Here is a 12,973-nt window from a genome sequence, read left to right as displayed (position 1 = left end):
TCTCATGATGCGGGCGCGAACGCCGACACCAAGGTTACTTCTGCCAGCTCTTCACCAGTTCGTCGTAGTTGATGGTGATCGGCTTTTCCTTCTCGTTCTCGATCTTCAACTGAGGAGCGAGATTACCTTTCTTGACCGCGTCGGCGTTCCAGTAGGCGAGGTCATGCTCTTCGGCCATCTTCGGGCCGATATCGCCCTGGACGCCCGACTTCTCGATGCGGCTCATCACCTTTTCCTGCTCGCCGCAGAGCGAGTCCATCGCTTCCTGCGCCGTCTTGGCACCCGACGACGCATCGCCGATCGCCTGCCACCAAAGCTGTGCCAGCTTCGGATAATCAGGCACGTTGGTGCCGGTTGGCGACCACTGCACGCGCGCCGGCGAGCGGTAGAACTCGATCAGGCCGCCGAGCTTCGGAGCACGCTCGGTGAAGCTCTTGTCGTCGATCGTGCTCTGCCGGATGAAGGTCAAGCCGACATGGCTCTTCTTCACGTCGACGGTCTTCGAGGTGACGAACTGCGCGTAGAGCCAGGCAGCCTTGGCGCGGTCGGTCGGTGTCGACTTCATCAGCGTCCAGGAACCGACGTCCTGATAGCCGAGCTTCATGCCGTCCTTCCAGTAGACGCCATGCGGCGACGGCGCCATGCGCCACTTGGGCGTGCCGTCGTCGTTCAGAACTGCCTTTGCGCCGGCATCGACCATCGAAGCGGTGAAGGCGGTGTACCAGAAGATCTGCTGGGCAACCGCGCCCTGCGCCGGAACCGGGCCCGATTCAGAGAAGGTCATGCCCTGGGCTTCGGCCGGTGCGTAGGCCTTCAGCCAGTCGAGGTACTTCTGGATCGAGTAGACGGCGGCCGGGCCATTGGTGTCGCCGCCGCGTGCCGTGCAGGAGCCGACCGGCCGAGAATTCTCGTCGACCTTGATGCCCCATTCGTCGACCGGCAGACCGTTCGGCAGGCCCTTGTCGCCATTGCCCGCCATCGACAGCCAGGCGTCGGTGAACCGCCAGCCGAGCGACGGGTCCTTCTTGCCGTAATCCATGTGGCCATAGACCTTCTTGCCGTCGATCTCGCGGCCGGTGAAGAACTCGGCGATATCCTCATAGGCCGACCAGTTGACGGGAACGCCAAGGTCGTAGCCGTACTTGGCCTTGAAGTCGGCCTTGTTCTTCTCGTCGTTGAACCAGTCGTAACGGAACCAGTAGAGGTTCGCGAACTGCTGGTCGGGAAGCTGGTAGAGCTTCTTGTCCGGTGCCGTCGTGAACGAGGTGCCGATAAAGTCCTTCAGGTCGAGGTTCGGGTTGGTGACATCCTTGCCCTCGCCCGCCATCCAGTCGGTCAGGTTGCGCACCTGCTGGTAGCGCCAGTGGGTGCCGATCAGATCGGAATCGTTGACCCAGCCGTCATAAAGGTTCTGGCCGGTCTGCATCTGGGTCTGGATCTTCTCGACGACGTCACCTTCCTGGATGACGTCATGCGTGATCTTGATGCCGGTGATGGCGGTAAAGGCCGGCGCCAGCACCTGCGATTCATACTGGTGCGTGGCGATGGTTTCCGAAACGACCTTGATATCCATGCCAGCGAAAGGCTTCGCGGCATCGATGAACCACTGCATCTCGGCTTCCTGGCCGGCGCGGTCGAGCGTCGAAAGCGGACCGATTTCCTTGTCCAGGAAGGCTTTTGCCTCGTCCATTCCGGCATAGGCATTGCCAACCCCGAGCAACAGGACAAGCGCAGTCGTTGATGTTAAAAATTGCCGTCGCATGTGTTTCCTCCACGTTACAGGTTTCAAGTGCGATCTGGAGCGGCCGCCGGCACGCGGTCGCTCCAACAGTTTCCCCCTCTATACGTAGCGGAACACGCCAACGGCGTAGACCACGGAGAGAGCGAGAGCCCACCACAGGTTGGATCCGACAAGACCCAACCAAGCGAGATGGATAAAGGCGCTGCCAAGCAGCGACAGGAAAAGACGGTCGCCGCGCGTTGTCTCGAAGCGCAGCACACCGACACGCGGATTGCCGCCCGGCGAGGCGTATTCCCACGCCGCCATGCCGCAAAGCAGCAGAAAGATGGTTCCGAAAAAGGCCGCCGTCGGCCAGGTCCATGCCATCCAGGTGAGATCGAAATTCATGGTCACACCCTCCCCAGGGCGAAGCCCTTGGCGATGGTGTTGCGCGCGAACTCTTGCGTTTGTTTCATCATACCCTCCCCAGGGCGAAGCCCTTGGCGATGTAGTTGCGGACGAACCAGATGACGAGCGCGCCGGGGATCAGCGTCAGCACGCCGGCGGCGGCGAGCAGACCCCAGTCCATGCCGGCGGCCGAAACGGTGCGGGTCATGGTGGCGGCGATCGGCTTGGCGTCGGTGGTGGTCAGCGTGCGCGCGATCAGCAATTCGACCCATGAGAACATGAAGCAGAAGAAGCAGGCGACGCCGATGCCGCTCGCGATCAGCGGCATGAAGATCCTGATGAAGAAGCGCGGGAACGAATAACCGTCGATGTAAGCGGTCTCGTCGATTTCCTTCGGCACGCCCGACATGAAGCCTTCGAGGATCCACACCGCCAATGGCACGTTGAACAGGCAATGCGCCAGTGCCACCGCAATGTGGGTGTCGATCAGGCCGAAAGCCGAGTAGAGCTGGAAGAACGGCAGCGCGAACACCGCCGGCGGCGCCATGCGGTTGGTCAGCAGCCAGAAAAACAAATGCTTGTCGCCAAGGAAGCGATAGCGCGAGAAGGCGTAGGCCGCCGGCAGCGCCGCGGCCACCGAGATCACCATGTTCATCACCACATAGGTGATCGAGTTGATGTAGCCCGAGTACCAGGATGCATCGGTGAAGATGGTGACATAATTGGCCAGCGTCGGCTGGTGCGGATAGAGCGTCAGCGAGGAGACGATCTCGGCATTGGTCTTGAAGCTCATATTGATGAGCCAGTAGATCGGCAGCAAAAGCACGATGATGTAGACCGTCGGCACGATCCACCACCAGCGCGATTCCTCGCCGCGACGACGCATCAGCCGCGCGATCTGGTCTTGCGACATTGCGCTGGCAAGTCCTTCGGAAGCCGTCGTTTCGCTCACTCTGTCCTGCCTCGTCGTTCTTTCGTTGGCGCCGCTCATCTCAGCGCTCCGCGTCGTAGTTGGTCATCACGGTGTAAAACACCCATGACAGCAGAAGGACGATGAGGAAGTAGACCAGCGACATGGCCGCGGCCGGACCGAGGTCGAACTGGCCGAGCGCCGTCTTGACGAGGTCGATTGACAGGAAGGTCGTCGAATTGCCGGGACCGCCGCCTGTCACCACGAAGGGTTCGGTGTAGATCATGAAGCTGTCCATGAAGCGCAGCAGCACGGCAATCAGGAGAACGCGGTTCATCTTCGGCAGCTGGATGTAGCGGAACACCGCCCAGCGTGAGGCGCCGTCGATCTTGGCCGCCTGGTAGAAGGCATCCGGAATGGAGACCAGGCCGGCATAGCAGAGCAGCACGACGAGGCTGGTCCAGTGCCAGACATCCATGACGATGACGGTGACCCAGGCGTCGAACGGATCCTGCACGTAGTTGTAATCGATGCCGAGCGCGTTGACGTAGTAGCCGAGCAGGCCGATGTCATTGCGCCCGAAGACCTGCCAAATGGTGCCAACGACGTTCCACGGGATCAACAGCGGCAGCGCCATCAGCACCAGGCAAACCGGCACGCCCCAGCCTTTTTTCGGCATGTTGAGCGCGATGAAGATGCCGAGCGGCACTTCGATGGCGAGGATGATGAAGGAGAAGATCAGGTTGCGGACCATCGCCTCCCAGAAGCGACTGGAAGAGAGCAACTCCTCGAACCACTCGGTGCCGGCCCAGAAGAAGACATTGTTGCCGAACGTGTCCTGCACCGAATAGTTGACGACGGTCATCAGCGGGATGACCGCCGAGAACGCCACCAGCACCAGCACCGGCAGCACCAGGAACCAGGCCTTGTTGTTCCAGGTCTTTTCCATCTATGCCCCCATCTCGACGCGCCAGGAATCGGCATAGATGTTGATGCCGGCCGGGTCGAACCGCACCTTCGGATCGGCGGGTACGGTTTCGTCCTCACCGATCACGGCCGCAATCTCGCGGCCTTCGAGCTTGGCGCGGACCACCTTGTGGCGACCGAGGTCCTCGACCTTGCTGATCGAAACGGCCATGCCGTCGCGGCCGAGCCGGACATATTCGGGGCGGATACCAAGCTCGATGGCGCCGCTGCCTGCCTTGGGCGCGCCCGGCAGTTCGATCCGCTGCGAGCCGAGCGTTGCCGTCTTGCCGTCGATTGCCACCGGCATGACGTTCATGCCAGGCGAGCCGATGAAATAGCCGACAAAAGTGTGCCGTGGCCGTTCGAACAATTCGGCCGGCGTGCCGATCTGCACGATGCCGCCATCATACATCACCACGACCTGGTCGGCGAAGGTCAGCGCCTCGGTCTGGTCGTGCGTGACGTAGACCATGGTGTAGCCGAACCGGCGGTGCAGCTGTTTCAGCTGCGAGCGCAGCACCCATTTCATATGCGGGTCGATGACGGTCAGCGGCTCGTCGAACAGGATGGCGTTGACGTCCGAGCGCACCAGTCCGCGGCCGAGCGAGATTTTCTGCTTCTGGTCGGCGGTCAGGCCCCTCGCCTTCTTCTTCGCCCAAGACGCCAGGTCGATCATCTCCAGCGTCTCGCGCACCTTGCGGTCGACGTCGGCTTCCGGCACGCCGCGGTTGCGCAGCGGGAAGGCCAGATTGTCGTAGACGGTCATGGTGTCGTAGATGACTGGGAACTGGAACACCTGCGCGATGTTGCGTTCCTGCGTCGACAAATTGGTCACGTCCTTGCCGTTGAACAGCAGCTGGCCATGCGAGGGATGCAGCAATCCCGAAATGATGTTGAGCAGCGTGGTCTTGCCACAACCGGACGGACCAAGCAGCGCATAGGCGCCGCCGTCCTCGAAGGTGTGATGCACTTCCTTGAGCGCGAAATCGGCATCCTTCCGCGGGTTGGGCAGGTAGGAATGCCTGACATGGTTGACGTCGATGCGCGCCATCTCTTTCCCCTCAGGCCGCAAGCTTCGGCGCGGTCACGGCGCGGCCGTGCTCGTCGAAAACCATGATGTGGCGCGGATCGATGAACACCTCGACCACCTCGTCTGGCTCGAAATCGCGAATGCCGTGGGTCAGCATGACCCAGCGCGCATCGGCGAAATCGAGATGGATGAAACTCTCCGACCCGGTGATCTCGGTAATCGTCACCTTGGCCCGCACCGGCACCGCCGCAGCGTTGGGCCGTTCGAGCGACAGGTGGTGCGGCTGAAAGCCGATCGTGTAGATGGCGTCGGCGATGCCGGAGAGTTCGGGCGGCACCGGCAGGTTCACACCACCCTCGAGCAGGAAATCCCGGCCCCTCTTGGCCAGCACGATAGTGTTGAGCGGTGGATCGGAAAACGTCCTGGCCGTCACCAGGTCGGCCGGCTTGCGGAACACCTCGATGGTCGGTCCGAACTGGGTGATCCGCCCTTCAGAAAGCGTCGCCGTGTTGCCGCCGAGCAGCAGAGCTTCGTGCGGCTCGGTCGTGGCATAGACGAAGATGGTGCCGGCGGCGGCGAATATCCTGGGCAATTCGGCGCGCAGTTCCTCGCGCAGCTTGTAGTCGAGATTGGCGAGCGGTTCGTCGAGCAGGACCAGGCTGGCGTTCTTGACGATGGCGCGTGCCAGTGCGGTGCGCTGCTGCTGGCCGCCGGACAGGCTGAGCGGCGTGCGGTCGAGATAGGGCGTCAGCTTGAGAAGTGCCGCGGCATTGCGCACTTCCTTGTCGATCTTCGCCTGATCGGTGCCGGCCACCCGGAGCGGCGAAGCGATGTTCTCATAGACGGTCATCGCCGGATAGTTGATGAACTGCTGGTAGACCATGGCGATCTTGCGCTTCTGCACCGGCACGCCGGTGACATTCTGGCCATCGAACCAGATCGAACCGGAGGTCGGCACATCGAGGCCGGCCATCAGCCGCATCAGGCTGGTCTTGCCGGAGAGCGTGGGTCCGAGCAGGACGTTGAGCGAGCCGTGCTGAAGCGTCAGCGACACATCGCGGATATGCTCTGCCGCACCGACCGTCTTGGTGACGTTTCTCAGTTCCAGCATGACGCCTCCTCCCAGGCCTTCTGCATCAGCTCAAACCCCTCTTCATTCGGCAGCCGCGACATGTCGCCGGCTTATGCCGCGCATGAATTCATCGAGCGCCGCCACCTGCTCGCGGCTGAGATGCAGACCGCGCTTGGTCCGGCGCCACAATACATCTTCTGATGTGACCGCCCATTCGTTTTGAACGAGATAGCGCACCTCGGTTTCGTAAAGATCGGCGCCGAAGTTACGGCCGAGATCAGCATTTGATTTGGCTAGCCCCAACAGCATCCTTGCCCGGGTGCCGTAGAGCCGGGTCAGCCGGCGGGCCAGGCGCGCGTCGAGGAACGGATAGGCAGTCTTCAGTTTCGCCACTTCGGCATCGAAACCGGTGGCCGGGAAATCGCCGCCCGGCAGTGGCGCGTTTGCCGTCCACGGCTTGCCGCGCTTGCCGAGAAAGCCCTCGATCTTTTCCAGCATCGATTCCGACAGCCGGCGATAGGTGGTGATCTTGCCGCCGAAGGCATTGACGATCGGGGCAGCGCCCTCGCCGCCATCGGCCTTGAGCACATAGTCGCGCGTCGCTTCCTGCGCCTTGGAGGCGCCGTCATCATAGAGCGGGCGGACGGCCGAATAGGTCCAGACGATGTCCGAGCGCTTGACCGGCTGCGCAAAATATTCGCTTGCCGCGGCGCAGAGGTAATCGATCTCGGTGTCGCTGATCTTCACGTCATGCGGATCGCCGGGGTAATCCTGGTCGGTGGTGCCGATCAGGGTGAACTCTTCCTCATAGGGAATGGCGAAGATGATGCGGCCATCCTTGTTCTGGAAGAAATAGGCGCGCGGATCGTCGAACTTCTTGGCGATGACAATGTGGCTGCCCTGCACAAGGCGGACATTGTGCACATCGTTGAGGCCGACGACGCCGGAAAGCACATGATCGACCCAGGGTCCGGCGGCATTGACCAGCAGCCGCGCCTTGATCTCCTCGGTCTCGCCGGTCTGCAAATCCTCGATCTGAACCGTCCACAAACCGTTTTCGCGGCGCGCACCGACCACTTTCGTACGGGTGCGGACCGTTGCGCCGCGGTCGGCGGCATCACGCGCGTTCAACGCCACCAGCCGCGCATCGTTGACCCAGCCATCCGAATATTCGAAGGCCTTTTTGAACAGCGGTTTCAAAGGCTTGCCGGCCGGATCCCTGGCCATGTCCAGCGTCCTGGTCGCCGGCAGCAATTTGCGCCCACCAATGTGGTCGTAGAGAAAGAGACCGAGCCTGATCAGCCAGGCCGGGCGCAGGCCCTTGGCATAGGGCAGCACGAAGCGCATCGGCCAGATGATATGCGGCGCGTTCTTCCACAGAACCTCGCGCTCCATCAGGGCCTCGCGTACCAGGCGGAATTCGTAGAATTCGAGGTAGCGCAGGCCGCCATGGATCAATTTGGTCGAGCCGGAGGAGGTTCCGCTGGCGAGGTCGTTCATCTCGGCGAGAAAGACGGAAAAGCCACGCCCGACGGCATCGCGGGCGATACCGCAGCCATTGATGCCGCCACCAATGACGAAAATGTCACGGATCGGAGATGCGTCCACAAATTCCTCCAACGATTTCGCATTGCACCATTTTTGGGCTTTTACGAAACCGTGTCGGAATTATTTCGAAATGATAACGAATGTCAAACGAAATATCACGCGCGCGTGATGTCAGGCGGAAACCGCCTAGGCGAGCGACGTTTCGATCAACTGAACCTCTGCTTCCTGGCAGATCTTGCGCACCGACGGGATGTCGCAACGGTCGGTAATGAAGGTGTTGACCTGCGACAGGTGGCCGATGCGCACCGGTGCGGTTCGCTCGAATTTCGTCTGGTCGGAAACCAGGATGACATGCCTTGCATTTGCTATGATCGCCTGCGCCACCTTGACCTCGCGGAAATCGAAGTCGAGCAAGGCGCCGTCATGGTCGATCGCCGAAGCGCCGATCACCGCATAGTCGACCTTGAACTGCCTGATGAAGTCGACCGCAGCTTCGCCGACCACACCGCCATCGGAACCGCGCACAACCCCGCCCGCAATCACCACCTCGATCGACGGATATATCCGCATCCTGTTGGCAACATTGATGTTATTGGTGATGACCATAAGCCCGTTGTGATCGAGCAGCGCCTTGCTGACCGACTCGGTCGTGGTGCCGATGTTGATGAACAGCGAGGCATTGTCGGGGATCAGCCTGGCTGCCGCACGGCCGATCGCCTCCTTCTCGTCGGCGGCGATCTTGCGCCTTGCCTCATACTCCATGTTCTCGATGCCGGACGGGAACAACGCGCCGCCATGGATGCGCGAAAGCAGCCGCTGGTCGCACAGATCGTTGAGATCCTTGCGTATGGTCTGCGGCGTCACATTGAAGTGAGTGGCCAGGTCATCGACCAGCACGCGACCATGATCCTTGGCCATCTGGATGATTTCGGCATGGCGTGGCGACAGATACATAGGCAACCTCCCGTTTTCGTTTTTCTTGTCTATAGTCGAAAACGAAACCAATGAAAAGGCATAAGCCGGCTAATGAAATGTATGTGATTGCCAAGGCAAATGCGAACGCAAACCAGATTGTGCCGGATCAGGCCATTGCGCGCGCGATTTCCGTGATGACAGTGAAGGCCATATCGACATCGGCGGCGGTCGCCTCGAACTGGCCGACCTGGAAACGGATTGCTATCAGTCCATCGACCTTCGTCTGCGTCAGGTAGATGCGGCCATCGTCGTTGATCGCCTCGACCAGCCGCAGATTGTGCGCATCCGCATCGGTGCCAGGCGCGGCCTTGTGCCGGAACGAGAACAGCGACAGCATCGGTTCGCTGACGATCTCGAAATCCGGCTCCCTTGCCAGCCGCGCGGCAAGCCCTTCGCTCCACGCGACATGATTGCGGATCATTGTGCGCAGGCTTTCCAGCCCATGGGCACGCAGCAGGAACCACAATTTCAGCGCGCGGAAGCGCCTGCCGAGCGGCACCGACCATTCGGAATAGTTGATGATGCCGTCATGACCGTGCGTCTTGAGATAATCCGGCTTGATGGCCAGCGTCCTCACATGGCTTTCGGGATCGCGCAGGAACTGGATCGAGCAGTCGAACTGGGCGCCCAGCCATTTGTGCGGATTGAAAACAATCGAATCGGCACCTTCGACACCGGTCCAGAAATGCCGGTACTCCGGACAGATCATCGCCGACCCCGCCCAGGCGGCGTCGACGTGTAGATAAAGCCCATGCCGCCGCGCCACCTCGGCAACCGCCGCAATGTCGTCGGTTCCGCCGGTGCTGGTGCCGCCGACGCAAGCAATGATGCCGGCCGGCAGCATGCCGGCTTTCCGGTCGGCGACGATTGCCGCCTCGAGTGCTGCCGTGTCCATGGCGCGAAAGCGGCCGCCGACGGGAATACGCACGAGATTGTCCTCGCCAATGCCGGACACCCAGATCGCCCGATCAATCGAGGTGTGCACCTGATCGGAGGAATAGATGCGCGACCGCGCCTGCCCTGCCAAGCCCTGTTTGTTGCCTTGCCACTCGAGTGCCCGCTCGCGCATGGTCAGCACCGCGGCCAGCGTCGCCGACGAGGCCGAATCCTGGATCACGCCCGAGAAACCTTCCGGCAGGCCGAGCGCCTGGCGCATCCAGTCGACGGTGCGCGTTTCGAGTTCGGTCGCTGCCGGCGACGTCTGCCAGAGCATGCATTGCGCGGCCATCGCCGAAACCAGATATTCCGCCACCACCGAAACCGGCGCCGCATTGGCCGGGAAATAAGCGAAGAAGCGCGGATGCTGCCAATGCGTCATCCCCGGCAAAATCTTCTCTTCGAAGTCGGCGAAAATCCGATCCATCGGTTCGGCGTCTTCGGGCGGTGAAGCCTCTATGCTCCGAAAAATGTCGCCCGGTTCGACCAGCGGCCGCACCGGCCGCTCGCGCAGCGAGTTGCGGTAGTCGGCGCCCCAGTCGGCGGCTCGCCGCGACCATTGCCGGAAATCATCATTGTTCATCGTGTCCTCCCGACATGATCCCTCGCCGCCATCCATCATGGCTGGCCCCTCTTTGTTAATTAACGCGTGAAATATATGCAACCGGCAGCGAATGCTGCACGCTTCAGCCAGGGAAATCCGGCAGGCTGGCAAAGGCCGTCTTCAGCGCATTCGACCAGCCGTCCGAGATCGTGCGATAATACTGGTCGTCCTGGCCGATCCGCTTCTTCAACCCGACCTTGAAGGCGTCCTTCTCCAGGAAGAGCAAATCGAGCGGCAAGCCGACGGACAGGTTCGATTTCAACGTCGAATCGAACGACACCAAAAGCAGCTTCACCGTCTCGGCGAGGCTCATCGTCTTTTCATAGGCACGGATGATGATCGGCTTGCCGTATTTGGTCTCGCCGATCTGGAAGAACGGCGTGTCATCGGTCGATTCGATGAAATTGCCTTCGGGATAGATCATGAACAGGCGCGGCTCGCTGCCTTTGATCTGGCCGCCGAGGATGAAGGAAGCATTGAAGTAGGAATCCGCCTTCTCGCCCGCAGGCGACGAACTGGCGATGACCTCCTTGACCGTATCGCCGACCAGCCGCACCGTCTGATACATAGACGGCGTTTCCAGAAGGGTGGCGTGGCGGTCGGCAATTGCCTTGGTGCGTTCGTCGAGCAGGCTGACCACGGCCTGCGTCGTCGCCAGGTTGCCCGCCGACATCAAAACGATGACGCGCTCGCCCGGCTGCTCCCAGATATGCATCTTGCGGAAGGTGGAAATCGAATCCATGCCGGCATTGGTGCGCGTGTCCGACATGAACACGAGCCCGCGATCGATCTTCAGGCCAACGCAATAAGTCATTGAATCTCTTCTAGAGCAATTCCAGGAAAAGTGTGAAGCGGTTTTCCGTCCGGAATTGCGTTAAAACAAAGGGATAGAGCGGTTCGGCGTTTCCTTGAAACGATGAATCGCTCGGCAGCAATCTTGCGAAGGATTACTGCTCCACCGTGACGGTGACCGCAAGCTGTTCTTCCGCCTGTCCCAGCCGAATTCCCGACACCGGCGTGGCGTCGCGGTAATCGCGGCCCGTTGCCACCTTTACATAGCGCTCGTCAGGCGAAATGCCATTGGCGGCATCGAAGGCAACCCAGCCGAGACCCGAAACATGCGCTTCGGCCCAAGCGTGGCTTGCGGCCTGCTCGACCGTCGCATCCAGCATCAGATAGCCGCTGACATAGCGGGCCGGAAAGCCCATGGCGCGCGCCGCCGCGGCAAAGATATGGGTGTGATCCTGGCAGACACCGGTCTTGAGTGCCAAGGCTTCCTCCGCCGGCGTCGTCGCATTGGTGGTGCCGGGCGTGTAGGCAACGCGCTCGCCTATGACAGCCATCAGCCGGTGCAGCCTTTCGATGTCGGTGCCCTTGCCGACCGATGCCGCGAGTTCACGAACACCGCTGCCGATCGTCGTCAATGGTGTTTCATGGCTGTACAGCCAGAGCGGCGTAAAACCCTGGTGTGGTCCCGAGACACCCGCAGTGTCGCGCGTCACCACTTCGCCTGATGCTTCCACCGTGATGAAGTCGCGCTCGCCCTCGACGCTCAACAGCCTTGTGTCGTTGCCGAAATGGTCGACAAAGCGGACCTCTTCGCGCGCGCCTTCGATGGTAAGGCCCCAGGACAGAACGGTCTGCGTCGATCCGCTGACCGGAAGCAGCCGCAGCCGCTGCAGCAGATAGTGCACCGGTGCGTCGTAACGGTATTCGGTCCGGTGGGTGATCTTCAGCCGCATGCTTTTTTTCCGTTTGTGAGCATGATCTTGCCCGAAAACCGGTTCCCACTTTTCGGGACCATGCTCAATTGAACCGGTAATCTTGTGCGATTTCGTCGCCGAGCTTGGTGTTGTCGCGAATGAACTTGGCCAGGAATTCATGCAGGCCGGCATCGAAAATATCCTTGATCGACCCGGCTCTCAGCATTGTCTGCGTCTTCTCGGCCGTTGCGTGGCAGGCATGGCGCTCGCCGTAATCGTCGCCGAGGAATTTCAGATGCTCCGACAGGAAGCGATAGCAGAACATCAGCGAGCGCGGCATGCGGACATTGAGGATCAGATAGTCGGCAATGTTGGTCGGCTTGTAATCGGCGTCATAGACCCAGCGGTAGGAGCGATGCGCCGAGACCGAGCGCAGGATCGATTCCCACTGGTAGTTGTCGAGCGTCGATCCGACCCAGGAGATCGACGGCAGGAGCACATAGTATTTCACGTCGAGGATGCGCGCCGTGTTGTCGGCGCGCTCGACATAGGTGCCGAGCTGCGAGAAGTCGAAGATCTCGTTGCGCAGCATGGTGCCGTAGAATGAGCCGCGGATCAGTGCCGTCTCGCGCTTGATCGCGTCGAGCACGCTGGGCAGGTCGCGCTCATCGATCGGCCTGGCCAGCATCCGCTTCAGCGACATCCAGGCCTCGTTGATGCTTTCCCAGGTCTCGCGCGTCAGCGCGGTGCGCACCATGCGGGCATTGTTACGGGCCGTCTCGATCGACGCCATCGTGCTCGACGGGTTCGACGTGTCGCGCAAAAGGAAGTCGGCGACATTGGCGGCGGTATAGTCAGAGTATTTCTGGCTGAAGGTGACGTCGGAACCAGCGCTGAGCAGCACCGAATTCCACTCTTCCGAGGCGCTCTGCGTGCGGGTCAGCGCCATGCGCAGGCCGGCATCGACCAGCCGCGCCATGTTTTCCGCCCGCTCGATATAGCGGTTCATCCAGTAAAGCCCGTTGGCGGTGCGGCCTAGAAGCATGGAAGAGGCCCTTCGGGCTAGTGAGTAGGGAATAGGGAACAGGGAGTAGTAAGTCT

12 protein-coding genes are annotated in these 12,973 nt (G+C 61.0%); all 12 read right to left on the bottom strand.

Annotated features, from left to right (window positions below; all coding sequences use genetic code 11):
• Positions 1 to 34 precede the first annotated feature (34 nt).
• Entirely contained in the window at positions 35 to 1,762 is a 1,728-nt protein-coding gene (locus tag ACZ89F_RS13485) for an ABC transporter substrate-binding protein (RefSeq protein WP_057145741.1), read from the bottom strand.
• Between the two features lie 78 nt (positions 1,763 to 1,840).
• Positions 1,841 to 2,128 carry a DUF2160 domain-containing protein gene (locus ACZ89F_RS13480; protein ID WP_057145740.1) on the bottom strand — a complete coding sequence of 96 codons (288 nt, stop codon included), beginning with the start codon at positions 2,126 to 2,128 and terminating at the stop codon, positions 1,841 to 1,843.
• 67 nt (positions 2,129 to 2,195) lie between these two features.
• Complete coding sequence (locus tag ACZ89F_RS13475) at positions 2,196 to 3,119, bottom strand: carbohydrate ABC transporter permease (protein ID WP_476092342.1); 924 nt, start codon at positions 3,117 to 3,119, stop codon at positions 2,196 to 2,198.
• 1 nt (position 3,120) lies between these two features.
• Entirely contained in the window at positions 3,121 to 3,987 is an 867-nt protein-coding gene (locus tag ACZ89F_RS13470) for a carbohydrate ABC transporter permease (RefSeq protein ID WP_057145738.1), read from the bottom strand.
• Positions 3,988 to 5,055 (bottom strand): ABC transporter ATP-binding protein, encoded by a 1,068-nt coding sequence (locus ACZ89F_RS13465; protein WP_476092341.1) that lies wholly within the window; start codon positions 5,053 to 5,055, stop codon positions 3,988 to 3,990. It abuts the gene before it with no gap.
• 10 nt (positions 5,056 to 5,065) lie between these two features.
• The gene (locus ACZ89F_RS13460; RefSeq protein ID WP_476092340.1) at positions 5,066 to 6,145 is read right to left on the bottom strand and encodes an ABC transporter ATP-binding protein; all 1,080 of its coding nucleotides are present in this window, start codon (positions 6,143 to 6,145) and stop codon (positions 5,066 to 5,068) included.
• Between the two features lie 42 nt (positions 6,146 to 6,187).
• Positions 6,188 to 7,714 (bottom strand): glycerol-3-phosphate dehydrogenase, encoded by a 1,527-nt coding sequence (gene glpD / locus ACZ89F_RS13455; RefSeq protein ID WP_476092339.1) that lies wholly within the window; start codon positions 7,712 to 7,714, stop codon positions 6,188 to 6,190.
• Between the two features lie 126 nt (positions 7,715 to 7,840).
• Complete coding sequence (locus ACZ89F_RS13450; protein ID WP_027029086.1) at positions 7,841 to 8,608, bottom strand: DeoR/GlpR family DNA-binding transcription regulator; 768 nt, start codon at positions 8,606 to 8,608, stop codon at positions 7,841 to 7,843.
• 127 nt (positions 8,609 to 8,735) lie between these two features.
• Complete coding sequence (locus ACZ89F_RS13445; protein WP_476092338.1) at positions 8,736 to 10,148, bottom strand: pyridoxal phosphate-dependent decarboxylase family protein; 1,413 nt, start codon at positions 10,146 to 10,148, stop codon at positions 8,736 to 8,738.
• 103 nt (positions 10,149 to 10,251) lie between these two features.
• Positions 10,252 to 10,983 (bottom strand): proteasome-type protease, encoded by a 732-nt coding sequence (locus ACZ89F_RS13440; protein WP_136618994.1) that lies wholly within the window; start codon positions 10,981 to 10,983, stop codon positions 10,252 to 10,254.
• A gap of 133 nt (positions 10,984 to 11,116) precedes the next feature.
• On the bottom strand, positions 11,117 to 11,911 hold the full coding sequence (locus ACZ89F_RS13435; protein WP_476092337.1) for a transglutaminase family protein: 795 nt from the start codon (positions 11,909 to 11,911) through the stop codon (positions 11,117 to 11,119).
• A gap of 64 nt (positions 11,912 to 11,975) precedes the next feature.
• Complete coding sequence (locus tag ACZ89F_RS13430) at positions 11,976 to 12,917, bottom strand: alpha-E domain-containing protein (protein ID WP_476092336.1); 942 nt, start codon at positions 12,915 to 12,917, stop codon at positions 11,976 to 11,978.
• Between the last annotated feature and the right edge of the window lie 56 nt (positions 12,918 to 12,973).

Source organism: Mesorhizobium sp. USDA 3734, from assembly GCF_056279665.1.
This window is presented reverse-complemented; position numbering and strand designations above follow the sequence as displayed.

Bases quoted from the DNA above. Each gene is read 5' to 3' on its own strand.
- ACZ89F_RS13485 (WP_057145741.1), bottom strand. From the start codon at position 1,762: ATGCGACGGCAATTTTTAACATCAACGACTGCGCTTGTCCTGTTGCTC.
- ACZ89F_RS13480 (WP_057145740.1), bottom strand. From the start codon at position 2,128: ATGAATTTCGATCTCACCTGGATGGCATGGACCTGGCCGACGGCGGCC.
- ACZ89F_RS13475 (WP_476092342.1), bottom strand. From the start codon at position 3,119: ATGAGCGGCGCCAACGAAAGAACGACGAGGCAGGACAGAGTGAGCGAA.
- ACZ89F_RS13470 (WP_057145738.1), bottom strand. From the start codon at position 3,987: ATGGAAAAGACCTGGAACAACAAGGCCTGGTTCCTGGTGCTGCCGGTG.
- ACZ89F_RS13465 (WP_476092341.1), bottom strand. From the start codon at position 5,055: ATGGCGCGCATCGACGTCAACCATGTCAGGCATTCCTACCTGCCCAAC.
- ACZ89F_RS13460 (WP_476092340.1), bottom strand. From the start codon at position 6,145: ATGCTGGAACTGAGAAACGTCACCAAGACGGTCGGTGCGGCAGAGCAT.
- ACZ89F_RS13450 (WP_027029086.1), bottom strand. From the start codon at position 8,608: ATGTATCTGTCGCCACGCCATGCCGAAATCATCCAGATGGCCAAGGAT.
- ACZ89F_RS13445 (WP_476092338.1), bottom strand. From the start codon at position 10,148: ATGAACAATGATGATTTCCGGCAATGGTCGCGGCGAGCCGCCGACTGG.
- ACZ89F_RS13440 (WP_136618994.1), bottom strand. From the start codon at position 10,983: ATGACTTATTGCGTTGGCCTGAAGATCGATCGCGGGCTCGTGTTCATG.
- ACZ89F_RS13435 (WP_476092337.1), bottom strand. From the start codon at position 11,911: ATGCGGCTGAAGATCACCCACCGGACCGAATACCGTTACGACGCACCG.
- ACZ89F_RS13430 (WP_476092336.1), bottom strand. From the start codon at position 12,917: ATGCTTCTAGGCCGCACCGCCAACGGGCTTTACTGGATGAACCGCTAT.